24 protein-coding genes are annotated in these 25307 nt (G+C 69.9%); 17 read left to right on the top strand and 7 right to left on the bottom strand.

All coding sequences use genetic code 11. The annotated features are described in order from the left end of the window. The first annotated feature begins 14 nt into the window (after positions 1–14). The 7 genes from ACXIZN_RS29605 (at position 15) to tsaE (ending at position 7744) form a co-directional block, all read left to right on the top strand. Complete coding sequence (locus tag ACXIZN_RS29605; protein ID WP_457958311.1) at positions 15–1454, top strand: NAD(P)H-hydrate dehydratase; 1440 nt, start codon at positions 15–17, stop codon at positions 1452–1454. Between the two features lie 235 nt (positions 1455–1689). Next, the gene (locus ACXIZN_RS29600) at positions 1690–2505 is read left to right on the top strand and encodes a DeoR/GlpR family DNA-binding transcription regulator (RefSeq protein ID WP_457958310.1); all 816 of its coding nucleotides are present in this window, start codon (positions 1690–1692) and stop codon (positions 2503–2505) included. Continuing rightward, positions 2495–3922 (top strand): xylulokinase, encoded by a 1428-nt coding sequence (gene xylB / locus ACXIZN_RS29595; RefSeq protein WP_457958308.1) that lies wholly within the window; start codon positions 2495–2497, stop codon positions 3920–3922. The genes ACXIZN_RS29600 and xylB overlap by 11 nt, the downstream gene beginning before the upstream one ends. 4 nt (positions 3923–3926) lie before the next feature. After that, positions 3927–5018 carry an ABC transporter ATP-binding protein gene (locus ACXIZN_RS29590; protein WP_034304347.1) on the top strand — a complete coding sequence of 364 codons (1092 nt, stop codon included), beginning with the start codon at positions 3927–3929 and terminating at the stop codon, positions 5016–5018. A gap of 28 nt (positions 5019–5046) precedes the next feature. Next, entirely contained in the window at positions 5047–6186 is a 1140-nt protein-coding gene (alr, locus tag ACXIZN_RS29585; protein WP_457958306.1) for an alanine racemase, read from the top strand. Next, on the top strand, positions 6183–7280 hold the full coding sequence (locus ACXIZN_RS29580) for an alpha/beta fold hydrolase (protein ID WP_457958304.1): 1098 nt from the start codon (positions 6183–6185) through the stop codon (positions 7278–7280). Before alr ends, ACXIZN_RS29580 begins: the two co-directional genes overlap by 4 nt. Further along, positions 7280–7744 carry a tRNA (adenosine(37)-N6)-threonylcarbamoyltransferase complex ATPase subunit type 1 TsaE gene (gene tsaE, locus ACXIZN_RS29575; RefSeq protein ID WP_199745638.1) on the top strand — a complete coding sequence of 155 codons (465 nt, stop codon included), beginning with the start codon at positions 7280–7282 and terminating at the stop codon, positions 7742–7744. Before ACXIZN_RS29580 ends, tsaE begins: the two co-directional genes overlap by 1 nt. A gap of 63 nt (positions 7745–7807) precedes the next feature. Here tsaE and ACXIZN_RS29570 read toward each other — a convergent pair whose 3' ends face one another. Together ACXIZN_RS29570 and ACXIZN_RS29565 are read right to left on the bottom strand one after the other, a co-directional pair. Next, the gene (locus ACXIZN_RS29570; protein ID WP_457958302.1) at positions 7808–9148 is read right to left on the bottom strand and encodes a carboxyl transferase domain-containing protein; all 1341 of its coding nucleotides are present in this window, start codon (positions 9146–9148) and stop codon (positions 7808–7810) included. Beyond that, positions 9145–10566, bottom strand: coding sequence for an acyl-CoA synthetase (locus ACXIZN_RS29565; RefSeq protein WP_457958301.1), 1422 nt, complete (start codon positions 10564–10566; stop codon positions 9145–9147). The genes ACXIZN_RS29570 and ACXIZN_RS29565 overlap by 4 nt, the downstream gene beginning before the upstream one ends. 274 nt (positions 10567–10840) lie before the next feature. Between ACXIZN_RS29565 and tsaB the strand changes: the two genes are divergently transcribed. From tsaB to tsaD, 3 genes are read left to right on the top strand one after another with little or no spacing between them, the layout of a single operon-like run. Beyond that, the gene (gene tsaB, locus ACXIZN_RS29560) at positions 10841–11500 is read left to right on the top strand and encodes a tRNA (adenosine(37)-N6)-threonylcarbamoyltransferase complex dimerization subunit type 1 TsaB (protein ID WP_457958300.1); all 660 of its coding nucleotides are present in this window, start codon (positions 10841–10843) and stop codon (positions 11498–11500) included. After that, complete coding sequence (gene rimI, locus ACXIZN_RS29555; protein WP_457958298.1) at positions 11497–11976, top strand: ribosomal protein S18-alanine N-acetyltransferase; 480 nt, start codon at positions 11497–11499, stop codon at positions 11974–11976. The genes tsaB and rimI overlap by 4 nt, the downstream gene beginning before the upstream one ends. Further along, positions 11976–13022 carry a tRNA (adenosine(37)-N6)-threonylcarbamoyltransferase complex transferase subunit TsaD gene (gene tsaD / locus ACXIZN_RS29550; RefSeq protein ID WP_457958296.1) on the top strand — a complete coding sequence of 349 codons (1047 nt, stop codon included), beginning with the start codon at positions 11976–11978 and terminating at the stop codon, positions 13020–13022. The genes rimI and tsaD overlap by 1 nt, the downstream gene beginning before the upstream one ends. On the opposite strand, the gene wecB is transcribed toward tsaD, so the two are convergent. From wecB to ACXIZN_RS29535, 3 genes are all read right to left on the bottom strand, one after another. Then, complete coding sequence (wecB, locus tag ACXIZN_RS29545; protein ID WP_457960631.1) at positions 13019–14170, bottom strand: non-hydrolyzing UDP-N-acetylglucosamine 2-epimerase; 1152 nt, start codon at positions 14168–14170, stop codon at positions 13019–13021. The genes tsaD and wecB overlap by 4 nt on opposite strands. A 104-nt stretch (positions 14171–14274) precedes the next feature. Continuing rightward, entirely contained in the window at positions 14275–14454 is a 180-nt protein-coding gene (locus ACXIZN_RS29540) for an LPXTG cell wall anchor domain-containing protein (RefSeq protein ID WP_007031099.1), read from the bottom strand. A gap of 21 nt (positions 14455–14475) precedes the next feature. Then, positions 14476–15252 carry a choice-of-anchor P family protein gene (locus ACXIZN_RS29535; protein WP_457958295.1) on the bottom strand — a complete coding sequence of 259 codons (777 nt, stop codon included), beginning with the start codon at positions 15250–15252 and terminating at the stop codon, positions 14476–14478. Between the two features lie 430 nt (positions 15253–15682). On the opposite strand from ACXIZN_RS29535, the gene xrtP reads away from it, so the two are divergent. Next, the gene (xrtP, locus tag ACXIZN_RS29530; protein WP_034304374.1) at positions 15683–16186 is read left to right on the top strand and encodes an exosortase P; all 504 of its coding nucleotides are present in this window, start codon (positions 15683–15685) and stop codon (positions 16184–16186) included. Beyond that, the gene (locus ACXIZN_RS29525; protein ID WP_457958294.1) at positions 16186–17574 is read left to right on the top strand and encodes a glycosyltransferase; all 1389 of its coding nucleotides are present in this window, start codon (positions 16186–16188) and stop codon (positions 17572–17574) included. The genes xrtP and ACXIZN_RS29525 overlap by 1 nt, the downstream gene beginning before the upstream one ends. A gap of 14 nt (positions 17575–17588) precedes the next feature. Here ACXIZN_RS29525 and ACXIZN_RS29520 read toward each other — a convergent pair whose 3' ends face one another. Then, a complete protein-coding gene (locus tag ACXIZN_RS29520) occupies positions 17589–19484 on the bottom strand; it encodes an N-acetylmuramoyl-L-alanine amidase (RefSeq protein ID WP_457958293.1) in 1896 nt (631 codons plus the stop codon). Between the two features lie 141 nt (positions 19485–19625). Here ACXIZN_RS29520 and ACXIZN_RS29515 point away from each other — a divergent pair, with 141 nt between their 5' ends. The 3 genes from ACXIZN_RS29515 to groL all read left to right on the top strand — a co-directional run bounded on the left by ACXIZN_RS29515 (position 19626) and on the right by groL (position 22489). Beyond that, entirely contained in the window at positions 19626–20264 is a 639-nt protein-coding gene (locus tag ACXIZN_RS29515; RefSeq protein ID WP_457958291.1) for an HAD family hydrolase, read from the top strand. A gap of 217 nt (positions 20265–20481) precedes the next feature. Beyond that, positions 20482–20775 carry a co-chaperone GroES gene (gene groES, locus ACXIZN_RS29510; protein ID WP_009072407.1) on the top strand — a complete coding sequence of 98 codons (294 nt, stop codon included), beginning with the start codon at positions 20482–20484 and terminating at the stop codon, positions 20773–20775. 100 nt (positions 20776–20875) lie between these two features. Then, positions 20876–22489: a chaperonin GroEL gene (gene groL / locus ACXIZN_RS29505; protein ID WP_340684716.1), complete on the top strand. Its 1614-nt coding sequence runs from the start codon at positions 20876–20878 to the stop codon at positions 22487–22489. Positions 22490–22940: 451 nt separating this feature from the next. On the opposite strand, the gene ACXIZN_RS29500 is transcribed toward groL, so the two are convergent. Continuing rightward, positions 22941–23261 (bottom strand): WhiB family transcriptional regulator, encoded by a 321-nt coding sequence (locus ACXIZN_RS29500; RefSeq protein WP_073847344.1) that lies wholly within the window; start codon positions 23259–23261, stop codon positions 22941–22943. A gap of 230 nt (positions 23262–23491) precedes the next feature. Between ACXIZN_RS29500 and ACXIZN_RS29495 the strand changes: the two genes are divergently transcribed. Both ACXIZN_RS29495 and ACXIZN_RS29490 read left to right on the top strand, forming a co-directional pair. Beyond that, positions 23492–24406 carry a MerR family transcriptional regulator gene (locus tag ACXIZN_RS29495; RefSeq protein WP_457960630.1) on the top strand — a complete coding sequence of 305 codons (915 nt, stop codon included), beginning with the start codon at positions 23492–23494 and terminating at the stop codon, positions 24404–24406. Between the two features lie 9 nt (positions 24407–24415). Next, the gene (locus ACXIZN_RS29490; protein ID WP_457958288.1) at positions 24416–25255 is read left to right on the top strand and encodes a hypothetical protein; all 840 of its coding nucleotides are present in this window, start codon (positions 24416–24418) and stop codon (positions 25253–25255) included. Positions 25256–25307: the final 52 nt, after the last annotated feature.

Raw genomic sequence — 25307 nt, 5'->3', positions numbered from 1 at the left:
AGACCGGAGGCGTCGTGCAGGGAATCTGGACCACGGAAAGGATTCGCGCGGCGGAGGACCGGTTGCTCGCCGTCACTCCCGACGGCGAGCTCATGCGGCGCGCGGCTTTCGGCCTCGCGGTGCACGCCGCCGGAATGCTGGCCGAGCACACGGGTTCGGTGTCCGGGCGGCGGGTGACGCTGCTCGTCGGGTCGGGCAACAACGGCGGTGACGCCTTGTGGGCGGGCGCGTTCCTGCGGCGTCGCAATGTGGCCGTTTCGGCGATCCTGCTGAAGCCCGAACGCGCGCACGGCCCGGGTTTGGCCGCCCTGAAGCGTTCCGGCGGCAAGGTCGTGTCCCTTGAGGATGGTCCACAGTGGATCCAGCGGGCCGACCTCGTCGTCGACGGGATCGTCGGAATTTCGGCGCGCGGGCCGTTGCGGCCGGACGCCGCCGCGCTGCTGGAGCATGTGAGCTCGCCGGTGCTCGCGGTCGATCTGCCGAGTGGGGTGGATCCCGACACCGGCGCGGTCGATGGCCCGGCGGTCGTGGCCGATCGGACCGTCACCTTCGGCGCGCTCAAGCCGGTGCACGCCCTCGCGCCCGCGTCCTGCGGCGAAGTGTCCCTGGTGGACATCGGACTGCGGCTCAGCGAGCCCGATCTGCAGCGACTCGATACGGCGGATGTCGCCGCCGCGTGGCCGGTGCCCGGCCCGGACGACGACAAGTACAGCCAGGGCGTGGTCGGGATCGCCGCCGGGTCGGCGACGTACCCGGGGGCGGCCGTGCTCGCGGCCGGGGCGGCGGTGCGGGCGACGTCCGGGCTGGTGCGGTACGCCGGTCATGCGGCGGACGTCGTGCGCGGGCAGTGGCCCGAGATCATCGCGACGGGGTCGGTGACCGACGCGGGCCGGGTGCAGGCCTGGGTGGTCGGGCCGGGGATCGGCACCGGCAACGAGGGGCGGGACGTGCTGCGGTTCGTGCTCGGCCGCGGCGTGCCGGTGTGCGCGGACGCCGACGCGACGACCATCATCGCGCGATCGCCCGACGTGCTCGACGCGCGCGATCCGGACACGCCGCTCGTGCTGACCCCGCACGCGGGGGAGTTCGAGCGGCTCATGGGTGCGCCGCCGGGTGCGGACCGGGTCGCGGCGGCGCGGTCGGCCGCGCGGAAGTACGACGCCGTGGTGCTGTTGAAGGGGCACTGCACGGTGGTCGCGGCGCCGGACGGGCGGGCGCTGGTGAACACACCGCGGGGGTCGTGGCTCGCGACGGCCGGTTCGGGGGATGTGCTGTCGGGTCTGGTCGGCGCGTTGCTCGCTTCGGGACTCGACCCGTGGCTGGCGGCCGGTGCGGCCGCGCACGTCCACTCCCTCGCCGGATCCCTCGCCGCAGACGGCGCCCCGACCTCGGCCTCCCGCATCCTCGGCGCGGTCCCGGACGCCATCCGGTCCGTCCGCCGCCTCGGCTCCTGACCAGGGCCACGACCTGCGTTTAGCCCCCTAACCGCGCTCTGCGGGCACCCGCCCTCAGAGCGCGATTAGGGGGCTAAACGCAGGTCGGCCGGCCGGCGAAGGAAGGTGGCAAGAAATTCGGGAGTTATCGAGTTATGTGTTAACTCCGGGCGAATAATCTGGTAAGAAGCAGGTGTGAGCGCCGACACCCACCCCGCCGGGACCGCGATGGTCCGCGTCGTGAACGGTGTCGCCCATGTCTAAGACCAGGCCCTCGGACGCCGCCGTCGAGCAGCGACGCCAAGAGATCCTCGACCACGTCATCGCCACCGGTGAGGTCCGCATCGACGACCTCACCACCCGCTTCGGCGTCAGCCTGATGACGATGCACCGCGACCTCGACGATCTCGCCGACCGCCGCCTCCTCCGCAAACTCCGCGGCAAGGTCGAGGCCTACCCCGCGACGACTATTGAGTCCGCCGCCCGCTTCCGCGACACCTTCAACCAGGCCACGAAGGACGCCCTGGGCGAGGCCGCCGCGGCGCACGTCCACTCCGGCCAGACGGTCTTCGTCGACGACTCGACCACGCTCTTCCCGCTCGTCCGCCGCCTCGGTCAGGTCGAAGACCTCACCGTCATCACCAACTCGCTCGAAGCCGCCCGCATCCTCGGCCCGGCCAAGAACGTCGAGGTCGTCCTGGCGGGCGGCCGCTACCACCACGAGTTCGACTCGTGCGCCGGCCCGGACGTCGTCGGGTTCCTCCACCGCACGCACGCCGACATCGCGTTCGTCTCGGTCGCCGCGGTCGCGGTCGGCCGCCTGTTCCACCCGGTCCAGGACTACGCGGAGCTCAAGAAGGCCGCGCTGCGCACCGCCGATCGCAACGTCCTGGTCGTCGACAACTCCAAATTCGGCCGCACAGCCACCTACGCGTACGGCGACATCGGCGACTACGACCTCCTGATCACCGACGAAGAGGCGCCGACCGAGGAGATCGAGGCGGCGTTGACCGCGGGAACCGCCATCGAGCAGGTCGAATGCGCACCGGAGGGCCCGGAATATGAGTTCTGATCTGGTGGCCGGAATCGACTCGTCGACCCAGTCGACGAAGGTCGTCGTCTGCGACGCGAACACCGGCGAGATCGTCCGCACCGGCCGCGCCTCGCATCCCGACGGCACCGAGGTCGCCCCCACCGCGTGGTGGGACGCGTTCCGCGAGGCCACGGACGGCCTGCTCGACGGCGTCGGCGCCATCGGCATCGGCGGCCAGCAGCACGGCATGGTCGCCCTCGACGAGGCGGGTGAGGTCGTCCGGCCCGCGCTGCTGTGGAACGACACCCGGTCCGCGAAGGCGGCCGAAGATCTCAGCGGCGAGCTCGGCCCGGAGAGCTGGGCGAAGTCCGTCGGCTCGGTCCCGGTCGCCAGCTTCACCGTCACGAAGCTGCGCTGGATGGCGGAGAACGAGCCGGAGCTGGCCGATCGCGTCGCCCGCGTCCTGCTCCCGCACGACTGGCTGACCTGGCGGCTGCTGGGTGACGGCGCCGAGCCGGTCACCGACCGCGGCGACGCTTCCGGCACCGGATACTTCTCGCCCGCCACCGGCGAATACCGCCAAGACCTCCTCGCGCACGCCTTCGGTGGTCGCACGCCCGAGCTGCCCAAGGTCATCGGCCCCGCCGAAGCCGCGGGTCACACCCCGGACGGGATCCTGGTCTCGGCCGGGACCGGCGACAACATGGCCGCCGCGTTCGGTCTCGAACTCGCCCCCGGCGACGTCGTCGTCTCGCTGGGCACCAGCGGCACCGTCTTCGGCGTCTCCGAAACCGCGAGCGCCGACCCGTCCGGAATCGTCGCGGGCTTCGCCGACGCCACCGGACGTTTCCTCCCTCTTGCCTGCACCCTCAACGCGGCCCGCGTGCTCACGGCCACGTCCGCGATGCTCGGCGTCGAACTCGCGGAGTTCGACAAGCTGGCGCTCGCCGCCACACCCGGTTCCGGCGGCCTCACCTTCCTTCCTTACCTCGACGGTGAGCGGACGCCGAATCTCCCGGACGCCAAGGGCACGCTCTTCGGCCTCACCCGCGCGAACATGACGCCCGAGAACCTCGCCCGCGCCGCGGTCGAAGGCATGCTTTGCGGCCTCGCCGCCGGTCTCGACGCCCTGCGCGAGCAGGGGCTCGAAGTCCGCCGCGTCCTCCTGATCGGTGGCGGCGCGCAATCGGCCGCCGTCCGCGCGGTCGCGCCGATCGTGTTCGGCGTGCCCGTCGTCCTCCCCGAAGTCGCCGAGTACGTCGCGGTCGGTGCCGCGCGGCAGGCGGCCTGGGCCCTCGCTTCCAGCACGGAACCTCCCCGCTGGCAGGAACAGCACGGCTACACCCCACTCGAGCCGACCGAGGCGGACCGCGCCGAGGGGCACCGGATCCAGCAACGGCATCTCGAAGCCCGCGAACTCGGGCACGGCATTTCCGCGAAACCGAAAGAGGACTGAACCGATGGCCACGATCACCTACGACAAGGCGACCCGGCGCTACGCGGGCTCCGAGCGGCCCGCCGTGGACGCACTCGACCTCGAGATCGCCGACGGCGAATTCCTCGTGCTGGTCGGGCCTTCCGGCTGTGGCAAGTCCACCAGCCTGCGGATGCTCGCCGGCCTCGAGGACATCGACGAAGGCGCCGTGTGGATCGGCGACCGCGACGTCACGCAGCTGCCGCCGCGCGCCCGCGACATCGCGATGGTGTTCCAGAACTACGCGCTGTACCCGCATATGACCGTGGGCCAGAACATGGGCTTCGCGCTGAAGATCGCGGGCCGCCCGGCTTCGGAGATCAAGCAGAAGGTGCTCGACGCGGCCAAGCTGCTCGACATCGAGCAGTACCTCGACCGCAAGCCGAAAGCGCTCTCCGGTGGTCAGCGCCAGCGCGTCGCGATGGGCCGCGCCATTGTGCGTGAGCCGCAGGTATTCCTGATGGACGAGCCGCTGTCGAACCTCGACGCGAAGCTGCGTGTCTCCACCCGTACGCAGATCGCCGCGCTGCAGCGCCGCCTCGGCGTCACCACCGTGTACGTCACGCACGACCAGGTCGAGGCCATGACGATGGGTGACCGGGTCGCGGTCCTGTCGGACGGTCTCCTGCAGCAGTGCGACACCCCGCGCGCCCTGTACGACCGGCCCGCGAACGCTTTCGTCGCCGGTTTCATCGGCTCGCCCGCGATGAACCTGGTCACCGCGAAGCTCACCGAAGACGGCGCCGAGCTGGGTGGCGCGCGGGTGCCGCTGACCCGCGAGATCCTCGCCAAGGCCGACGGCGACACGGTCACCCTCGGCTTCCGTCCGGAGTCGCTCGAGGTGACCACCAGCGAGGACGGCACCGTGCCGGTCAAGGTCGACCTCGTCGAGGAGCTCGGCTCGGACGCGTACGTGTACGGCAAGCTGGCCGAGACCGACGCCGAAGGCACGAAGTCGAACGTCGTCACCCGTGTCGACCCGCGCAAGCCGCCGGCCATGGGTGACACGCTGCACCTGCGGATCCGTCCCGACGAGCTGCACGTGTTCTCCGCCACCGACGGGGCGCGCCTGTCCTGAGCCGGTTCGTGGGAAACTGGTGGTCGTTATGACCGCCAGTTTCCCGCGTGCCGAGGTCGTCATCGACCTGTCCGCCATCCGGCACAACGTCGCCCTGCTCGCATCCCGCGCTCCCTCGGCCCAGACCATGGCCGTGGTCAAGGCGGACGGCTATGGGCACGGAGCCCTCGAGGTCGCCCGTGCCGCCGTCGAGGGTGGGGCCACCTGGCTGGGCACCTGCTCCCTCGGCGAAGCGCTCGCGCTGCGCCGGGCGGGTATCGGAGTTCGGCTCTTCAGCTGGCTCGACACTCCCGAAGCCGACTTCGCGCCCGCGGTCGCCGAAGACATCGACGTCGCCGTCAGCTCCCTCGACGAGCTGGCGCGCGTGGCCGATGGCGCTCGCCGCGCACGCGACTTTAGCGGGCTAAACGCGATCTGCCGGGTGCACCTCAAGATCGACACCGGGCTGTCCCGAAACGGTTGCCCACCTGCGGAATGGCCGGCGTTGGTCAAGGCCGCGGCGGCCGCGAAGCCGCTCATCGAGGTCGTCGCGATCTGGTCGCACCTCGCCTGCGCCGACGAGCCCGGCCACCCCTCCATCGACGCACAGGCCAAGCGGTTCGACGAGGCCTACGACATCGCGCGCGCCGCCGGCCTGAACCCCATGCGGCACATCGCGAACTCCGCCGCCGTGCTGACGAGGCCCGACCTGCACTTCGACCTCGTGCGCCCGGGGATCGCGATCTACGGGCTGAACCCGGTGCCCACCGGCGACGATCTCCGCCCGGCCATGACCTTCAAGTCGTCGGTCGTGCTCACGAAGCGGATCCCGGCAGGCGAATCGGTCTCGTACGGCCACAGCTGGACGGCCGAACGCGAAACCACCCTCGCGCTGGTCCCCGTCGGATACGCCGACGGCGTGCCGCGGTCGCTGTCCGGACGGATGGACGTCCTGCTCGGCGGAAAGCGACGGCCGGTCGTCGGCCGCGTCTGCATGGATCAGCTCATCGTCGACTGCGGAGATGACGAGCCGTCCATCGGCAGCGAAGTGATCCTTTTCGGCAAGGGCGCGTTTGGCGAGCCCACGGCGCGGGAATGGGCGGACAAGCTGGGGACGATCGACTACGAGATCGTGACTTCGATGTACCGCCCGCGTGTCCACCGGACGTATCTGGAGGCAGGCTCGTGACACCTTCACGAAGACTGCTGGCCATCGTCGGCGGCGTCGGGGCCGTGGCCACCGGCACCGCCGCGGCGATCGCCGTCGCCGCACAGCAGCGGCGGCAGAGTGAGGATCCGTTCGTGGACGAGCCGTTGGGGGACCTCGCACCGGATCGGACATCGACAGTGGCGGCGGAGGACGGCACGCCGCTCTCGGTCGAGGAGATCGATCCGGGCGATGGGGGAGAACCGGAGCTGACCGTCGTCGGTGTGCACGGTTTCGCGTTGTCGAAGCGCTGCTGGCATTTCCAGCGGCGAGACCTCGCGTCGCTGAGGTTGCCACGAGTGCGTCAGGTGTACTTCGACCATCGCGGGCACGGGCAATCCGGCGCCGCGACCGCCGAGACCAGCACCATCGAGCAGCTGGCGCGCGACCTCGACATGGTCCTGCGTTCGGTGGTGCCGGAGGGGCCCATCGTGCTCATGGGGCATTCGATGGGCGGCATGGTGATCATGGAGCTCGCCGCCGAGCATCCCGAGCTGTTCGACGACCGTGTCTGCGGTGTCGCGTTCATCGCGACCGCGGCGGGTGAAGTCGGTGCTCGGGGGCTTCCGAGATCACTGCTCTCGAAGTGCAACCCGCTCACGCGAGGCGTCGGCGGGCTGGCCGGGTGGCAGCCGGGGCTCGTCGAATTCGTGCGCGCGGCAGGCGGGCAGCTGACCCGGCAGGCCGTGCGCAGGCTGGCCTTCGGCAGCCGTGAGGTGTCCCCTCGACTTGTCGACTTCATGCTGGAAATGCTCGAAGTGACGCCGGTGCGCGGGCTCGTGAACTTCGTCGACACGCTCGGCAGCCACAACCGGTACGCCGCGCTCGCCGGGCTGAAGCACGCGCATGTGCTGGTCGTCGGCGGGGATTCCGATCGGTTCACGCCGATCGCGCACGCCGAGCGGATCGCGGCGGAGCTGCCGGACGCGGAGCTGGTGCGCGTCCGCGGCGCGGGGCACATGGTGCAGCTGGAACAACCCGAATTGGTGAACAGCCACCTGATCGACTTGGTGCAACGATGCACCGGCACCGATGGTGAGACTTCCGAACGGCGGACCTGGTGGTGGCAACGCTGATGAATTTCGCTTTCCCGACTCCCGAGTCGACGATGGAGTTCGGGCGAGAGCTCGGACGTTCGCTGCGCGCGGGCGACCTCGTGCTGCTCGCCGGGCCGCTCGGGGCGGGCAAGACGACGCTGACCCGCGGCATCGCGGACGGTCTCGGGGTCGGCGGGCGGGTCAGCTCGCCGACGTTCGTGCTCGCCAGGGTGCATCCGGCCGGAGCTTCTGGGGTCGCGCTGGTGCACGTGGACGCGTACCGGCTCGGCGGGGATCTCTCGCAGCTGGACGATCTGGACCTCGACACCGAACTGGAGCGGTCCGCGTTGGTCGTCGAATGGGGCGAGGGATCCGCCGAGCGCCTGTCGGACGACTACCTCGTCGTGCGTCTGGAGCGCCGCGAAGACGATGTCCGCATGGTCACCTTGGAGCCGCACGGCACCTGGACGTCCCGCACGCCCGACCTGCGTTTAGCGGGCTAATCGCGATCCGCGGGGCGACTTGCGTTTAGCGGGCTAATCGCGATCTGGCGTCACAGATCGCGATTAGGGGGCTAAACGCAGGTCGGCGCGGCCGACGACGGAGCGCGCGATTCCCAGGTCCACCAGGTCTTGGGGGCGCAGGCGGAGCCGGTCCGCGAGGGCGGGGACCTCGCCGGCGGGCAGCTTGAGGATCGCCGCGGCCGCCTCGGGCGACGTCACCGAGAAGTACGCGTTGGGCGTCACCCACGTCGACCCCGGCGCCGCGAACGCGAGCGCGCCCCCGGAACCACCTTCCCCGATCACGAGGGTGGTGATCGGCACGGCCGCGCTCGCGACCGCCTCGAACAACTCGGCGATCGCCCCGCCGGCCCCGGCCCGCTCGGCCGCCTCGTCATTGGCCGCGCCCGGGGTGTCGACGAAGGTGAGGACTGGGATTCCGAGCCTCGACGCGAGCCGCACCAGACGCGCCGCCGTCCGAAAACCCGCGGGCGACGTCGGTGTCCCGCACTGCGCCGCGTACGCGATAGCTCGGCCGCCGCGCCAGCCGAAGCCGCACAAGACACCGGAGTCGACTCCGCCGCACCTGTCTCCCGAGACCAACTCACGCCAGTCGAAGTACGCGTCGAGATACTCCGCTGCCCGAGGCCGCTCGGCAGAGCGCGCGGCTTGGACCGCGTCCCATCCGCTGTCGGGCAAGTCCGTCGCTCCAAGCGCGCCCGGCGGCTCCGCGGCTTCCAGCGTCGGCGAAGTCAGGAGGCGTAGCCACCGTTCCAGTGCCGCGGGAAGATCGGCTGGCGCCACGATCTGGTCGACCTGGCCCCAGGCGAGCTTCGCTTCGGCCGTATATGCCTCTGGAGAAGCGTCGGCAGGCCGCACGCGGGAACCGGCGAAACCAACCTGCGCCCCGGGTAGCGCGAGGACGACGTCGGCGCTCGCACCGAGAGTCGCCCAGCCGCCGCCCGTCGTCGGGTCGCGCAGCACCGAGATCTGCGGCACCGACCGGGCTCCGGCCGCCGCCCGTGCGATGCGCTGCAACTGCGAAAGCGCCCGCATCCCGTGCTGCATGCGGCTGCCGCCGGTCGCGATCAGCGACACCACCGGCAACCGGGATTCGACCGCCCGCGCGAACGCCGCTTCGACTCGATCTCCGGTCCGCTGACCGATCGACCCGCCCAGGAAGCCGAACTCGAAGGCGATCACGACCGCCTCGACGTCGCCGATCCTGGCGGTCCCGCAGACCACGGACTCGTCTTCTCCGGTCCGCTCTTCGGCGGCCTCGCGTGCCGAGCGGTACCCCGGCCAGCCGATCGGCCCGTCGTCCGGCTCCTCGGAACGCGGAACCTCCAGATCCTCGAAACCGGTCGCGATCTCCTTGATGAAGGACCGCGCCGAGGTCCTGCTCATCCGAGCGCCCGCTTCATGACCTTGCCCATGTCGTTGCGCGGCAACGCTTCCAGATAACGGACCACGCGAGGCCGTTTGTGCGGCGACAACAGGCGCGAGACGTGGTCGGCGAGGTCGGACTCCGACGGGCGTTCTCCGTCGGGCACCACCCAGGCCACAATGCGCTCGCCGAGGTCGTCGTCGGGCTCGCCGGTGACCGCCACCTCCGCGACGCCGGGATGCTCCATGAGCGCATTCTCGATCTCACCAGCGCCGATCTTGTAACCGCCGCTCTTGATCAGATCCGTCGCCTTCCGGCCGACGATCTTCACGTACCCGGCCGCGTCGCGTGTCGCCATGTCACCGGTCCGGAACCACCCGTCGTCGAAGGCGGCTTCGGTGGCGTCGGGTCGGTTGAGGTACTCGGTGAACAGGTTCGGACCGCGGACCTGGATCTCGCCGACGGTCTCGACCTCCTCGACGGGTTGGCCCGCTTCGTCGACCAGCCGTAGATCGACGCCGCGCAACGGGACGCCGACCGTGCCGGGGACGTGCTCGCCGTCGGCGCGGATGCTGGTGTTCATGAGGGTCTCGGTCATCCCGTAGCGCTCGATCACGCGCTGGCCGGTCGCCGCGGTGATGCGCTGGTGGTCGTGGACGGGCAGCGCGGCCGATCCGGAGACGAGCAGCCGGGCGCTGCTGAGCGCTTCGGCGAGCGACGGGTCTTCGCCGACTTCGCCCGCGATGCGGTGGTACATGGTCGGGACGCCGAACATCATCGTCGCGCCGGAGGCGAGTTCGCGTGCGACGCCTTCGGTGGAGAAGCGACCGAGATGCCGGACCGAACCGCCGCGCCGGAGCGGTCCGAGGATGCCGAGGATCAGGCCGTGCACGTGGAACAGCGGGAGACCGTGGACCAGGACGTCGTCGGCGGTCCATTTCCAAGCGTCCTCGAGTGCGTCGAGGGTGGTCGAGATGGCACGCCGGGGGAGGACGACGCCCTTGGGCGGGCCGGTGGTGCCGGAGGTGTAGACGATCAGCGCCGGGGCTTCGGCGTCCGGTTCCGCGGGGAGATCGACAGGCGTGCCTGCGAGGACGATGTCGCGGCGCGGCAGGCGGCTGAGTCCCGTGGGCAGGTCGGCGCCCGGTTCGGCGAGTACGAGGACGGGCTCGCTGTCGGTGAGGATGTGCGCGAGCTCGCGCTCGCCGATCTTCGGGTTGAGCGGGATGGCGGGGACGCCGGCGAGCAGGGCGGCGACGACGGCGACGCTGGTGTGCACCGACGGCGTCGCCCAGACCGCGACGCGGCCGCTCGGGAGGTCGCGGGCGAGTGTGCCGGCGACGGCCGCGAGGTCGTCGTAGGTGAGGGAGGTGTCGCCGAAGCGGAGCGCCTCCTTGTCCGAGCCGCTCGCCAGCGTGGGGAACAACCGATCGGGCACCGTGTGACCTCCTGCTCGACTCCGCCGGCCGGGCGCGTTGGCCCTCGCCAGGACCGTACCGCGCTGCCCACCCGCACCCCTGCGACCTGCTTCACACGGTGGGCGGACCTGCGTTTAGCCCCCTAATCGCGATCTGTGGGTCTGGCGCGCCAAGGCCCACCGGATCGCGTTTAGCGGGCTAAACGCGATATGCGGGCCGGAGAGCGGCCGCGCCACCCGATCGCGTTTAGCCCGCTAAACGCGCTCCGCGGCGCTGGTCGTAGGCTGGGTAACCGTGCTGGTACTGGCCATCGACACCTCGACCCCGGCGGTCACCGCGGGCGTCGTCGCCCTGGACGGCGACGTCCTCGAGTCGCGCGGCGACCGCGTCACGGTCGACCCGCGCGCGCACGGCGAGCTGATCACGCCCCACGCCCTCGAAGCCGTCAAGGCCGCGGGCGTCACGCTTCGCGACCTCGACGCCATCGTCTGTGGCGTCGGCCCCGGCCCCTTCACCGGCCTTCGCGCCGGCATGGCCACCGCCGCGTCGCTCGCCCACGCCCTCGGCATCCCCGCGTACCCGGTGTGCAGTCTCGACGCGATCGCCGCCGACGTCGCCCCCGGCGAAGCGCCCTTCCTCGTCCTCTCCGACGCGAGGCGCCGCGAGGTCTACTGGGCCGCGTACGCCGCTGACGGCTCGCGCACCGACGGCCCCCACGTCGAGCGGCCTGCCGACCTCCAGACCACCATCAAGGTCGCGGCGGGCGACGGCGCGCTCCTTTACGCGGACGCCCTCGGCGTCCAGCCGATCGAGCCGCGCTTCCCGTCACCCATCGGACTGGTCAAGGCCGCTCGCAAGGACTTCGACAACGAGCCCGCCCCGCTCACCCCGCTCTACCTCCGCCGCCCGGACGCCGTCGAACCGGCCGCGCGCAAGAAGGTGACCACGCCGTGAGGCTGGAACCCTTACGCCGCAAGGACATCCCCCGCTGTGTCGAGATAGAGAAGATCCTCTTCCCCGGCGATTCGCCGTGGAGCGCCTACGCCTTCCACGCCGAACTCGACGCCGGCGGCTACTACCTGGTCGCCCGTCCGGATGAAAGCGACGAGGTCATCGGTTACGCCGGGCTCGCCGTCGTCGGCCGCCGCGGCGACCACGAGGCGAGCATCCACACGATCGGCGTCGACCCCGGCCACCAGCGCAAGGGAATCGGCACCACGTTGCTGAAGGCGCTCCTCGACCGCGCGGACCAACTCGCCGCGCCGGTCTTCCTCGAAGTCCGCACCGACAACGACGCGGCGATCACGCTCTACGAGCGGCACGGTTTCGAACGCGTCGGCCTCCGGAAGCGCTACTACCAGCCCTCCGGCGCCGACGCCTACACGATGGCCCGCCCGCGGGCCCAGGTCCGAGACGAGGTGGCGGGCTGATGCCGCGCATCATCATGGGCATCGAGAGTTCGTGCGACGAGACCGGTGTCGGCCTCGTCCGCCTGCACGACGACAACACGGTCGAGCTGCTCGCCGACGAGGTCGCGTCCAGCGTCGACCAGCACGCCCGCTTCGGCGGCGTCGTGCCCGAGGTCGCCAGCCGCGCGCACCTGGAGGCGATGGTCCCGACGGTCGAGCGCGCCTTCGAGAAGGCCGGGCTCAAACTGTCCGATGTGGACGCGATCGCGGTCACCGCGGGACCCGGTCTCGCCGGCGCGCTCCTGGTCGGTGTCGCCGCGGCCAAGGCGTACGCCGCCGCGCTCGACCTCCCGCTCTACGGCGTGAACCACCTGGCCGGGCACATCGCCGTCGACACGCTCCAGCACGGCCCGCTGCCCGACCGCTGTCTCGCACTGCTCGTTTCGGGTGGGCACACGCAATTGCTGCTGGTGGACGACATCGCGTCCGAGATCACCGAACTCGGGTCCACTGTGGACGACGCGGCGGGCGAGGCTTACGACAAGGTCGCCCGCGTGCTCGGCCTGCCGTACCCCGGCGGCCCGCCCATCGACAAGGCCGCCAAGAACGGTGACGGCGCGGCGATCGCGTTCCCCCGCGGGATGACCGGCCCGCGTGACGCCGAATTCGATTTCTCCTTCTCCGGCCTGAAAACCGCCGTCGCGCGCTGGGTCGAAGGCGCCGAACGACGTGGCGAGGACATTCCCGTCGACGACGTCGCCGCGTCGTTCCAGGAGGCCGTCGCCGACGTGCTCACCATGAAGGCGATCCGCGCCGCCAAGGAACACGGCGTGGACACGCTGGTGATCTCCGGTGGCGTGGCGGCGAATTCGCGGCTGTCCGAACTCGCCGCCGAACGCTGCGCCGAAGCCGGGATCACCCTGCGGGTCCCGCGGCCGCGGCTGTGCACGGACAACGGCGCGATGATCGCCGCGCTCGGCGCGCACGTGGTCGCCGCCGGGCGGCCGCGGGCATCGCTCGATTTCTCCGCGAATCCGGCATTGCCGGTGCAGATCGTCTCGATCTAGCGCGATTCCGCGGCGGTGCGCGCCGCTGGGGCGAGATTGAGCAGTTCCTCCAGCGCGGCCACCGACAACGCGGCGGCATTGCCGTCACCGTAAGGGTTTCCGGCGTGCGTCGGATGGAGGTCGCCACGCAGGACCTTCGCCGCGGTGTCCGCGATGAGGCCGGTGTCCGTCCCGACCAGCCAGGCGCAGCCCGCCTCGATGGCTTCTCGCCGTTCGGTGACGTCGCGGAGCACGAGGACGGGCGTGCCGAACGTCGGCGCTTCCTCTTGGATACCACCGGAATCGGTCAGGACGAGCTCGGCGAGCCGCAGCGCGCGCACGAGGTCGGGATACTCGAGCGGCTCGGTGATCGTCACCCGCGGGGTTCCGCCGAGCGCGGTCGTCACCTGGTCTCGCACGGCCGGATTGGGATGCACCGGGAACAGCACTTGGACGTCGCTGTGCTCCGCGACGATCAGTTCGATGGCGGCGAGCGTGCGGCTCAGCGGCTCGCCCCAGGACTCACGCCGATGCGAGGTGACGAGGACGAGGCGTTCGCCGGCCTCGGCGATTTCCATCTCCAGTAAGGCGAGCGCGGTGTCGCGCGCCGGGAGATCCCGCTCGGCGATCGCGATCACGGCGTCGACGACGGTGTTGCCGGTGACCGCGATCCGCTGGCGTGGAACACCTTCCGTGCGCAGCGCGGCCGCGGCGGCCGGTGTCGGCGCGAGATGCAGGGCGGCGATGCGCGAGATCATCTGCCGCGTCCCCTCTTCGGGGAACGGTGCGGCCAGGTCGTGCGTGCGCAGGCCCGCCTCCAGATGCACGACCGGGATTCCCTGCCAGAACGCGGCGAGCGCGCCGGCCAGTCCCGTCGTCGTGTCGCCCTGTACGACGACCGCGGCCGGGGAGACACGGCGCAGCACGTCGTCGAGCGCGGGCAGCAGCCCGGAAACGAGTTCCGCCTGGGTGCCGGTGGCCCTGGGCGGGGTGTCCAGCCAGGCGTCGACCGGCAGTCCGAACGGGATCAACGCCTGTTCGACCATGCCCTGATGCTGTCCGCTGTGGACGACGAAGGGCCGTAGGTGCGGGTGCTCCGCCAGCGCCAACGCCAGCGGCGCGAGCTTGACCGCCTCCGGCCGCGTTCCGGCCAGCAACATCACATCCACGCGTTCGCGCTCCTCATCCACGTTTCGAGTGTCCCGCAAAACGCGGGTGATGGCCGCCGGCGCGCGAGGGGCCCACGCCGGCGGCCGTTCCGTCCGGGGAAGCGTCAGCTCCCCATCTCGCCGAGCCGTTTCGTGCGGCGATAGCCCGCGATGACCGCGATGGTTCCGAGAACCAGCAGGATCACCCCGACGGCCAGCCACCAGCCGACATCGGCCCCGGTGGCGGCGAGGGCACCCACCCCGCCACCGGCGACGCCGACTCCGGCGCCAGGCAACTTGTACATTTCGACCTCACTTCACCCAGGTCAGGCGGTGGTCGCCGGACGCCGGTTGCGGACGACGCGGATACCGACCGGGATGGCGACGGCACCGAGGAGGCCGAGACCGATCCACAGCCCCGCGCCCGAAGCGAGCGGCACGGGCAGGCCGGCCGGACCGCAGGTGGCCGACGAGACGATCACGTCGCCGGAACCGAGCGGGGTGAGCGCTTCGCCGAGCAGCTTCACGTGGATGGCGTTGACCGTGAGGCTGCCGTCGCTGTTCTTGATCTGCTCGTTCAGGATGATCGTCGCGACGTTGACGGTGCCGAGGCCGACCTTGATCTGCGTGTTCGGGGCGGGCGTCGAGTCGACCGTCCCCGCGCTGCCGAGGTTCGCGCCGACCAGGTTCGTCGCACCCTGCACACCCTTCTGGGTCGCGGTGCAGGTGGCTTCGACGACCTTGACGCCGACCGTGCCGAGTGCGCTCTTCAGCAGCGGCAAGCCGACATCGGCGGTGCTGGCCTTGGCGGTCACGGCACCGGAGTTGTCGTCGCGCTTGGCTTCGGTGTTGATCGCGCCCGCGGTGAGCACGCCGGTGAGGTCGACCTTCGCGAGGCTGTTGGCGGTCGGCCCGGAGGTCTTCGCCTCGGCGAGCGGCCCGGCTTTCACCGCGTCGAGGCCGAGGAGCTTCACATCGACCTTGACGCCGTACGCGGAGCCGTCGCCGGGGGCCGCCGAGGCGGGCGCCGCGCCGGCGATGGCCACGCTCGCCACCACAGCGGCGAGCAGTCCACCTCGTCGCAAGAGGTGCGTGTTCTTCAACTGGTCCTCCGAATTGATTCGTGGGGAGTTTCTCTGGATCTGCGGTCGGCACGAGGGCACAACCGTCGCGGACGAATCCTCAGCTGGCCTGACTCGGCTCGCGGATCGTCTATCGCCGAGTGTTTCTTAAATTGCACAGAAAATTGCGAGGATCACCGGATCGGGTGGTCTTTGCGGACATTTCCCGCAGGTCGCCGATGATGTCACTCTTTCGGCCTAGTCAGTTTCTCCACGATCGTGCCGAAAGGGCCCATGATCACGTTGGAAATGCGAACCCCGGTCGAAAGGGCCGGTTCCCGCTGACTTACTCTCGTCGGCGAGTTCCTGTCCGCTGCGCCGGATCCCCGTCGTCTGCTGCGTCTTTCCTGAGAGGGTCACCGTGGCCGTTGCGAGCGCTCCCTTGCCGAGTTCCAGCCGGTTTCCGCTGCGTATGGCGGTACTGGCGGTGCTCGCCGTCGCGGTCGGCCTGGTGCTGGCCGAACGCCTGTACCGGGTCTTCGAAGTCCAGCTCTCCGGCCTGATACTGAGGGTTATCACCACATCGGGTGTCTTCGTCGCCGGTGAACGCGAGACTGTCTACTTTGGGTTGTCCGGCGATACTCCACTCGGGTTAAGAATGACTCCGGAATGCTCGTCGGCATTCATGTTGCTGCCACTGCTGCTGGTGACCGCCGTCATGTTGTATTTCCGGCCGAAAAATGCGAAGCGACTCTTCACTTCGTTGCTCATTTCCGCGATCGTCGTCATTCTTGTCAATCAGATGAGGGTTTTGGCCATCGTCGGCCTCGTGAACGTGATGGGTATCGACGAAGGTTATTACTGGGGACACACCCTGCTCGGTTCGATGGTCAGCGTCCTCGGCGGCGCGATCGCCCTCGTGCTGTTCGTCTGGCTGAGCACCCGCAAGCCCCGTGCCGAACGCGTGGCCGCCTGATGGGCGGCGGCTCGATCAAGATCCTTCTGGCGATCACGCAGGCGTTCGCGCTCACGATGAGCGTGGCGTTCATCGTGTACGTGGTCGTGATCGTCGTGCCGTACCTGCGGCGCAAACCCGCGCCCGTCGGTGACGCCGCCGACTTCACCTGGCACTTCTTCGTCCCGTGCCGGGACGAACAGACCGTCATCCGGGAAACCGTGCGGTACCTGCGGTCGACGTTCCGGCACGCGCACGTCTGGGTCGTCGACGACGACTCCGAGGACCGCACGGCGCGGGTGGTGAGGTCGATCTGGCGCCGCAACGGCGGTTACGACCCGTACCTGCACCTCGTTCCCCGGCGCCGTCCGGAGGCGAGGACGGGCAAGGGCGACGCGCTCAACGCGGCGTACCAGGCGCTCAACGACTGGATGGGCCCGGACGCGAGCCGCGAAGACGTGGTCGTCGTGGTCGTCGACGCGGACGGGCGGCCGGCGGCGAACTGCCTGGAGGTGTGCGCCGCGGACCATCTCTTCGGCGACGAGACGATCGGCGCCGTCCAGCTCGACGTCTGGATGGGCAACGCCGGCACCCGCCCGCCGGGGAAGAACTGGTTTTCGCGTGCTTTCGGGCTGAAGCTGGCCCAGATGCAGGATCTGGAGTTCCGCACGGCCATCGCGGCCATCCAGACCTCGCGCGGCTTCACAGGCACGATCTCCATGGGCGGCAACGGTCAGTTCACCCGGCTGTCCGCATTGGACTCGATCGCCGGGCCGGACGAGCAGCCGTGGCGCGGTTCGCTGCTGGAGGATTTCGAACTCGGCGTGCACCTGCTGACCGCGGGCTGGCGGACCGGCTACACCCCGGATTCCCATGTGAAACAGGAAGGTCTGTACAGCCTGCGGCGGTTCCTGGTGCAGCGCACGCGCTGGGGCCAGGGCACGATGCAGTGTTCGCGGTATCTCCGGCGGATCTGGGATTCGCCGCATGTGAGCACGCTGGGCGCGGCGGAGATGATGTACTACCTCGCGCAGCCGTGGATGCAGCTGCTCGGTTCGCTGCTGTACCCGATCCCGTTCATCCTGCTGCTCTTCAGCACCGCCGGCGATCCAGCGCAGGTGTGGACCTGGTTCGCCGACGACGGCGCGTGGATCCTGTTCGCCATCTACGGCTCGTTCGGGTTGCTGCCGTTCATCGTCTGGGGCCCGATCTACCAGTTCAAATGCCTGAAGAGCCGCAATGTCCTACGTGGACTCGGGATGGGCTTCGCCTACGCGCTGTACATCTACACGTTCTACATCACGTCGTGGCGGGCGCTGTTCCGGCTGGTGCGCGGCCGCAACGGCTGGTCGAAGACGCGGCGGAACACCGAGCACGCCCCCGGGGTCAAGGTCGCGCTGGACTCCTGACCCCGGGGACGGTCTCAGAGCGCGGGCAGGATCCGGACGTCGTCCGCCTTCACGAAGGCGATGCGGTGTCCGAACTGGATCTGCACGTACTTCGTCTTGCCCTTGACGACCACGTGGTTCGCCGGGTCGAACGTCGTGGCCGAGTAGTACTCGGAGCCGAGCACGTTGCCGGCGGAGTACCGCTGCCCGGCCGAGAACGTGTACGGCAGCGGGACGACCTGCTGCACCGGCACGTTCGCCGGGTAGGCCTCGGCTTCGGGATATGCGCGCCCGAACACCGGCACGGTCGCCAGTCCCGGCTTCGGCGTGACGACCAGGCCGAACGCCGGGCTCGTCGTGCGCTGGTCGCGGAACCAGCCCTTCTGGCCGAGGTACCAGATCGCCGTCCAGCCGTCACGCCGCTCGGCGACCACGTAACGCTGGCCGGTCTCCGCCCGGCTGCCGATGTCGGAAACGGCCATCGTGCTCGCCGAACCGTCCGGGCGCAGGCCGATGTCCTTGAGCAGTGGCGCCGAGTCGCTCGGCTCGCTGCGCAGCACGACCGAACCGGAACCCCTTGCCGGGCAAGGCTTTCCGGCGGACTCGCAGCCAGTGAAGGCGGGCTGGTTCGTGGCGAAGTCCGGAGTGATGGTCACCAGCGGTGAGCCGGGACGGCCGAAACCGGAGAGCGGCGCGCCCATCAGCTCGAAATAGTGCGCCCAGTCCCAGTACGGGCCCGGATCCCAGTGCATGCCCCGGATCGTCGAGGGGAGCGTGCCGGGAACGTTGTCGTGGCCGAGGATGTGCGCGCGGTCGAGCGGGATGTCGTACTTCCGCGCGAGGTAGCCGACGAGCTTCGCGGAGGTGCGGTACATCGCCTCCGTGTACCAAGTGCCCTTCGCGGCGAAGCCCTCGTGCTCGATGCCGACGGACTTCGCGTTGACGTACCAGTTGCCCGCGTGCCAGGCGACGTCCTTGGTCGGCACGTGCTGCGCGATCTGGCCGTCGGACGAGCGGATCGTGTAGTGCCAGCTCACGTACGTCGGGTCGGTGACAAGGTCCATCGCCGTGTCCCAGTAGCCCTCGGTGTCGTGGATGATGATGTATTCGACCTTCTGGCTCTTCGGCCGGTCCGCCTTGTCGTGGTTGCCGTAGTCGTTGTCCGGCAGCTCCTGGTACGGCGCCGGCACCGAAAGGCACGAGAGCTTCTTCGGGCACTCGATCTTCGGGTCTTCGGCCTGTGCGCGCGCCGGGCTCACCGGTGACGCGGCGAGGGTGACGTTCTGGCCGTCGTCGGTCCTGCGGCTGACGCCCTTGGAGATGGTGTCGAAGACTTCGTCGGCGAAGGACTGCGCTCCCTCCGCGTCCTTCGCGCCGCTGTAGCGCGCGACGGCGGCCCGCCAGTCGCCGGTCTCGCGCTGGTACTTCGCCAGGAGGGCGGCGCCACCGCGGATGTTCTGGGTGGTGTTCGTGCGCAGCGTCGCGACGTCCTGGCTGATCAGCGTGGCCGCTTCGTCGATCGTCTGGAGGCCGGGTGGGGAAGGCTTCGGCGCCGGGGTCGCCGGGAGTTTCGCCGGGCGGGCGTCGTCGCCGCGCGGGTCCTCCTCGCCTTCGTCGTGATGCGTGCCCGTGCCCGCTTCGCGCAGGTCGGTCAGGTGCATCGGGCCGTACCCAGCGGACGTGCTCGGGGTGCCGGCGTTGAAATCCCAGCGCGACTCCAGGAACGAGACGCCGAGCAGGACGTTCTCCGGGACGCCGAATTCCCGCGCGGCGGCCGCGAAGTCCCGCTGACGCTGCTGGTCCGCGGGGGCGGCTTCGGCGGGGACCGCGGCGAGGAGACCGGCGGCGAGGGCGAGGACCGCGAGCCCGGCGGTCCGTTTGGACCGGCGCCGGAGCGGCTCGAGGGTTACGGGACGGAAGGGACGCGGCATGGGCGTATACCCCCAGTGACTAGGTCTGCTGAACAGGACCGACCCCAATGGTCGGAACCTAACCAGAAACCGGCTTCGTCCGTAAGGTCCCTCCAGATCGCGATTAGGGGGCTAAACGCAGGTCGGTGGCAAGGTGGAGGGATGGAGCTCCTGCAGGAGAAGGACCACGTCTTCCTCGACTTCGACGGGCCGGTGTGCGACGTGTTCGCGAGGCTTCCGGCGAGCGAGGTCGCGGACCGGCTCAAACGCCTCATCGAGCCCGAGGTGATCGACTCGTCCGATCCGTTCGACGTGCTCCGATTCGCGGCGTCGTGCGGTCCGAACACCGCACATGTCGTCGAGCGGCAGCTCAGCCGCTTCGAAGGCGAGGCCGTCGCGCAGATCTCGCCGTCGCCCGGTGTCGCGGACGTGCTCCGCGATTGGCGTGCGCAGGGATTCACGGTGACGATCGTCAGCAACAACTCCGTCGACGCGATCCGGGCCTTCCTGGGACTGCACGACCTCGCCGAGCTCGTTCGCGGGATCAGCGCGCGGACGACGAGCGACCCCGAGAGGCTGAAGCCACAGCCGGCGCTCCTCGACGCCGCGGTCAAGGCTCTCGGCACCTCGCCGGCCCAGTGCGTCATGGTCGGCGACTCGGCCGCGGACATCCTGGCCGCCCGCGCCGCCGGTGTCGCTTCGATCGCCCTGGCGAAGACACCCGCCCAGCGCCGAGCCCTCGCGGCCCTGGACCCCGATGCCCTGGTGACCGACCTCGCGGACTTGCGTTTAGCGGGCTAATCGCGATCCGGTGGTGCCGGGCGGAGCAAAACCGCCGGTCAGAGGCTCGGCAGGGGAGATTTGCCGGGGTGAGCGGACCCTCCTTGCGAAGCTGGCACTCACATGGCTAGAGTGCTAATTGCACGGCCCGAACACGCCCCGGCACCCGCGACGGCGGGGGTGGTAGGAGCCGTAACTAATCCTGCCAACGCTTTCGACGACCGTGGAGGTCAACCCGGTGAGCGTGAACATCAAGCCGCTCGAGGACAAGATCGTTGTCCAGACGAGTGAGGCCGAGGAGACGACCGCTTCCGGCCTCGTCATCCCCGACACCGCCAAGGAGAAGCCCCAGGAGGGCAAGGTTCTGGCCGTGGGCCCGGGCCGCATCGACGACAAGGGCAACCGCGTTCCGCTGGACGTGGCTGTCGGCGACGTCGTCATCTACTCCAAGTACGGCGGCACCGAAGTGAAGTACAACGGTGAGGACTACTTGATCCTTTCCGCTCGCGACGTGCTGGCCGTCATCAACTGACGTCCGCTCTCAGCGCATGACGCCCCGGGCCCCGCATTGCCGGGGGACGGGGCGTTCGTGTTTTCCGTGCTTTAGAACTGGAAGGTAAGCGGAACAGGCCATGCCCAAGCAGATCAGTTTCGACGAGGACGCTCGTCGCGCGCTCGAGCGCGGGGTGAACAAGCTCGCCGACGCGGTCAAGGTCACCCTCGGCCCGCGCGGTCGCCACGTCGTGCTCGACAAGAAGTTCGGTGGCCCGACCATCACCCTCGACGGCGTCACCGTCGCTCGTGAGATCGAGCTCGACGACGCGTTCGAGAACCTCGGCGCCCAGCTCGCCAAGAGCGTCGCCACCAAGACCAACGACGTCGCCGGTGACGGCACCACGACCGCGACCGTGCTCGCGCAGTCGCTGGTGAAGGTCGGCCTGCGCAACGTCGCCGCCGGCGCCAACCCGACCGCCGTCGGCCGCGGTATCGAGGCCGCCGCGGAGAAGGTCATCGCGGTCCTCAAGGAGAAGGCGACCCCGGTCAAGGGTCGCGACAACATCGCCCAGGTCGGCACCGTCACCTCGCGTGACGCGGCCATCGGCGCCCTGCTCGGCGAGGCCGTCGAGCGGGTCGGCGAAGACGGTGTCATCACGATCGAGGAGTCGTCCACGCTGGCGACCGAGCTCGTGATCACCGAGGGTGTGCAGTTCGACAAGGGTTTCCTGTCGGCGCACTTCGCGACCAACCCGGAGGAGCAGAAGGCGATCCTCGAGGACGCCTACATCCTGCTCGTCCGCGAGAAGATCTCGGCCCTGGCCGACCTGCTCCCGGTGCTGGAGAAGGTCGTCGAGGCCAAGAAGCCGCTGCTGATCATCGCCGAGGACGTCGACGGCGAAGCGCTGTCGACCCTCGTCGTGAACTCGCTGCGTAAGACGATCACCGCCGTCGCGGTCAAGGCGCCGTTCTTCGGTGACCGCCGCAAGGCGTTCCTGGACGACCTCGCGGTCGTCACCGGCGGCGAGGTCATCTCGGCCGAGATCGGGCACAAGCTGTCCGAGACCACGCTGGCCCAGCTGGGCAACGCGCGCCGGATCGTCGTCACCAAGGACGACACCACGCTCGTCGACGGTGCCGGCACCAAGGACGACATCGCCGCGCGCGTCGCGCAGATCCGCAAGGAGATCGAGAACACCGACTCCGACTGGGACCGCGAGAAGCTGCAGGAGCGGCTGGCGAAGCTCGGCGGCGGTGTCGCGGTGATCAAGGTCGGCGCGGCCACCGAGACCGAGCTGAACGAGCGCAAGCACCGCATCGAGGACGCCGTGGCTTCGACCAAGGCGGCCGTCGAAGAGGGGATCCTGCCCGGCGGTGGTTCGGCGCTGGTGCACGCGGTCAAGGAGCTCGACGGCGGCCTCGGCCTCGAGGGCGACGAAGCGACCGGTGTCCGCATCGTCCGCGACGCGCTGTCCGCCCCGCTGTTCTGGATCGCGACCAACGCTGGCCACGAGGGCGCGGTCATCGTGAACAAGGTCCAGGAGCAGAGCTGGGGGCACGGCTTCAACGCCGCCACCGGTGAGCTCACCGACCTGCTGGCCGCCGGCATCGTCGACCCGGTCAAGGTGACCCGGTCCGCGGTGGCGAACGCCGCTTCCATCGCCCGGCTCGTGCTCACGACGGAGAGCTCCATCGTCGAGAAGCCGGTCGAGGAGGAGCCCGCCGCGGCCGGTCACGGCCACGCGCACTAGTTCCACCCCTGAAGCGGGGCGGTACTCCATCCGGAGTGCCGCCCCGTTTTGCTGCGCCCGACCGCTCGCCGACCTGCGTTTAGCCCCCTAATCGCGATCTGCCGCGGACCTGCGTTTCGCGGGCTAATCGCGATCCGGTGATCGGGGAGCGGCGGCCGGGCGGACCTGCGTTTCGCGGGCTAATCGCGATCCGGGTGGCGCGGGTGCCCACGTCCGCCGACCTGCGTTTAGCCCCCTAATCGCGATCCGGCGCCGGAGACGCGGGGGGGGGGGGCCCCCCCCCCCCCGCCCCCCNGGACCTGCGTTTCGCGGGCTAATCGCGATCCGGGTGGCGCGGGTGCCCACGTCCGCCGACCTGCGTTTAGCCCCCTAATCGCGATCCGGCGCCGGAGACGCGGAAGGGCGGCACCCCACCCGGATGCCGCCCTTCCGCGTCGCCGACTCGGCCGGATCAGCCGTTCGACATGCTCAATTGGCGCTTGTCCGCCTTGATGATGTGCTCGCGTTCCGATTCCGACAGCCCGCCCCAGATCCCGTACGGCTCGTGCACGGCGAGCGCGTGGTTCCGGCACATGGCCAGTACCGGGCAGGCCAGGCACACGGCTTTGGCCCTCGCCTCGCGGCGGGCTCTGGCCGGCCCGCGCTCGCCGTCAGGGTGAAAGAAGGACGCGCTGTCCATGCCTCGGCACGACCCTTCGAGCTGCCAGTCCCATACATCCGCGTTGGGCCCCGGGAGCCTGCGTGTGTCCGCCATCCTGACCGCCTCCGTCATCCGGTCGAAGCGTTTACCTGCTCTGCTGCGCTGCGGATACTCCATTCGGTGCAACGGCGGTAACGTTAGAAGCGCGCCAATACTTGTTCAAGAGATTCAAGACGATTCAGCCGTTAGGCATCCCCCGGATGTGTGAGCGGTACTTTCCGTTCCGGTTGCCGCCGTCCCGGGCTGCCTGGATATTGGGTCGAGTGGGATCTCGGATCAGCAGTGAAGAACCCACCCTGCCGGTGGCCTCGGTCGCTCGTCGGCTCGGGGTCGCGCCGTCCACCCTGCGCACCTGGGACCGCAGATACGGCGTAGGACCGAGCCGCCACACCAACGGCCGTCACCGTCGCTACGGCAGCTCCGACATCGGCCGCCTCGAACTGATGCAGCGCGCGCTGCTTCGCGGCGCTTCGACGGCTGAAGCGGCCAAGTACGCGCTGGAGCAAATGCCCCGGACGGCGACGGAGTCGCCGGAAGCCGTCGTGGTCCAGGTGGAGGAGCAGGCCGCGGCGCCGCCCGCCGACGATCACGACGTCCCGTCCCGTCTCGCCAGGCGCTTGAGCACGGCCGCGCTCGCGATGGACTTCGGCGCGGTCCAGCGCATGCTCGCCGACACGATCCGCGAACTCGGCGTCCTGCCCGCCTGGACCGGAGTCGTCTCGCCGGTCCTGACAGCGCTCGGCGCGCGCTGGCGCGGTGTCAGCGCCGGCGCGGAGGTCGAGTATCTGCTCGCCGAATGCGTGTACGCCGCCCTCGTCCGCGCGACGCCGGTGCTGCGCGAACCGCGTAACCAGCGCCCGGTCCTGCTGACCTGCGTCCCGGACGAGCGCGACAATCTGCCTATGTACGCGCTCGCCGCGGCGCTGGCGGGACGCCGGATCGGCGCCCAGCTGTTCGGAGCGTCCCTGCCGGCCGAAGTGCTCGCCGTGACCGTACGCCGCAGCGTCCCGGCGGCGGTCGTGCTGTGGTCGGGACGGCGCGCGACGGCGGACCCCCGCCTGTTCGCCAGGGTGTCCCGCGGCCGTCAGCGCAGCAGGCTCTTCGCGTGCGGCCCCGGCTGGGATCCCGCCACCCTCCCGGACAAGATCGAACTGCTCGGCGAACTCACGACCGCCGCAGACCGGATAGAGCACGTTCTTGTCGGTGCGAGGCGATAGAAAGGACGCATGGAATCGTCCTTGCGGTCCGCCGCGTTCGGTGACGGCCTGCCGCCGCCGAGCTCCTTCGCGGTGCCCGCGTCGCCTCGCGGACGGTTGCTCGCCGCGATCGGGCTCGGCGCCCGCGGCCGGTACGCGGCGGCGGCCACGCTGCTGAACGATCTGCGCACGGGCAGGGATCCGGTGGTCGCGTCGCTGGCCGCGAGCACGCTGGCCTCGCATCGGCGGCAGCTGGGCGGGCACGCGGCGGCCCTCGTCCTCGACGGCGAGGCGCTCGCGCGGGTGATCACGGAGCCGCGAAGCGAACCCGACCCCGACGGTCTGGACGCCGAGGGGGCGCGGGCGGACGCCCTCCTCGGCCTCGCGGCGGACAATCTGGGGCGCGGCAGGCTCCCCGCCGCCCGGAGATTGCTCGCCCGTGCGGGCGCGCACACCGGCGACTGGCGGACCCGGACGAGGGCGGGCTGGGTCGGCGCGGAAATCGAACTGGCCAGTAACATTTCCGCCGCGGCGATCGCACCTGCGGAAATGGCGTGGGAAACCGCGCGCGCCAGGGGTGCCTGCCGGCACGTCGTCAAATCACAGCTTGTACTCGCCGTGACGATCGCGAATGCCGGTTCCGCTGAGCGGGAGCGCGCGAAAGCGCTGGTCGAGAGCGCGCGCGAAACCGCCGAAAAATACGAATTCAATTCACTTCTGTGGGTGGCGTGCCTGGTCGAGGCGGACTTCGGGGCAGGACACGCCGATGAGTATCGATTCAGAGGGGCGGAAGTGTTGCACGCAGTGTTACGGCATGCGGATCCTTGCGGGAGGTGGCTCGCCCGGGAATCTCCGTGGGTACCGCTCTGATGGCGTCTAGCCTGTTGGAGGGCCCATTCCGGCAACCGGGCTAAGAACTTTC

Source organism: Amycolatopsis sp. TRM77291 (genome assembly GCF_054166285.1).
This window is presented reverse-complemented; position numbering and strand designations above follow the sequence as displayed.

Coding starts and splice junctions, on each gene's coding strand:
- ACXIZN_RS29600 (WP_457958310.1), top strand. CDS start 1,690: ATGTCTAAGACCAGGCCCTCGGACGCCGCCGTCGAGCAGCGACGCCAA.
- xylB (WP_457958308.1), top strand. CDS start 2,495: ATGAGTTCTGATCTGGTGGCCGGAATCGACTCGTCGACCCAGTCGACG.
- ACXIZN_RS29590 (WP_034304347.1), top strand. CDS start 3,927: ATGGCCACGATCACCTACGACAAGGCGACCCGGCGCTACGCGGGCTCC.
- alr (WP_457958306.1), top strand. CDS start 5,047: ATGACCGCCAGTTTCCCGCGTGCCGAGGTCGTCATCGACCTGTCCGCC.
- tsaE (WP_199745638.1), top strand. CDS start 7,280: ATGAATTTCGCTTTCCCGACTCCCGAGTCGACGATGGAGTTCGGGCGA.
- ACXIZN_RS29570 (WP_457958302.1), bottom strand. CDS start 9,148: ATGAGCAGGACCTCGGCGCGGTCCTTCATCAAGGAGATCGCGACCGGT.
- tsaD (WP_457958296.1), top strand. CDS start 11,976: ATGCCGCGCATCATCATGGGCATCGAGAGTTCGTGCGACGAGACCGGT.
- ACXIZN_RS29540 (WP_007031099.1), bottom strand. CDS start 14,454: ATGTACAAGTTGCCTGGCGCCGGAGTCGGCGTCGCCGGTGGCGGGGTG.
- xrtP (WP_034304374.1), top strand. CDS start 15,683: ATGGCGGTACTGGCGGTGCTCGCCGTCGCGGTCGGCCTGGTGCTGGCC.
- ACXIZN_RS29525 (WP_457958294.1), top strand. CDS start 16,186: ATGGGCGGCGGCTCGATCAAGATCCTTCTGGCGATCACGCAGGCGTTC.
- ACXIZN_RS29520 (WP_457958293.1), bottom strand. CDS start 19,484: ATGCCGCGTCCCTTCCGTCCCGTAACCCTCGAGCCGCTCCGGCGCCGG.
- ACXIZN_RS29515 (WP_457958291.1), top strand. CDS start 19,626: ATGGAGCTCCTGCAGGAGAAGGACCACGTCTTCCTCGACTTCGACGGG.
- groL (WP_340684716.1), top strand. CDS start 20,876: ATGCCCAAGCAGATCAGTTTCGACGAGGACGCTCGTCGCGCGCTCGAG.
- ACXIZN_RS29500 (WP_073847344.1), bottom strand. CDS start 23,261: ATGACGGAGGCGGTCAGGATGGCGGACACACGCAGGCTCCCGGGGCCC.
- ACXIZN_RS29490 (WP_457958288.1), top strand. CDS start 24,416: ATGGAATCGTCCTTGCGGTCCGCCGCGTTCGGTGACGGCCTGCCGCCG.